Annotated in this window: 1 protein-coding gene; it reads right to left on the bottom strand. The window is 46.0% G+C overall.

Features of this window, described 5'->3' with window-relative positions; translation table 11 throughout:
* The coding region (locus FC77_RS08115; protein WP_477218254.1) for a transposase at positions 1-465 on the bottom strand (465 nt) is incomplete at both ends.

The raw sequence follows: 465 nt of genomic DNA, 5'->3' as shown, positions 1-465 counted from the left end.
CCAATGGAATGGCACCTTCCGGTGTACAACTTCTTGCGGCCTATTCGCAATTGAAGGGCCTAAACGTTTATGATACGGGGCATGGCCATTGCCGTGGTGTTTTCTTTGCTGCCGACGCAGTTTCATGGGCAAGTCAACATTCTTAATCCGTAATAGCCCCTGATCAATATAACGGTAAACCGTTGGTGTGCTGGGGCAGTGAAAATGCGGATGGATTAACTTAAAACGGCCTACGAATTCATCAATACTGGTGGCATTGAAACTGGCTTTAAAATGCCGGTTAAGTAGGCGAAAGAAAGTGGCATCTTTGTGCAACAGATTATGGTTATAGCACCTGGCCTGTCTTTGTTCATGATAAATCTGGGCTGTATGAGCTAAGTAGCAGTAATAAAACAAATAATTACTATCCCGCTGTCTGACACGGCCCCGCTTTAATTCCCGGCAAATCGTGGAACGGTGGTAGCC

The organism is Lactobacillus acetotolerans DSM 20749 = JCM 3825 (genome assembly GCF_001436775.1).
Lineage (GTDB): Bacteria > Bacillota > Bacilli > Lactobacillales > Lactobacillaceae > Lactobacillus > Lactobacillus acetotolerans.
Note: the sequence above shows the minus strand (reverse complement) of the source record. Positions and strands in the feature narration are given on the sequence as shown.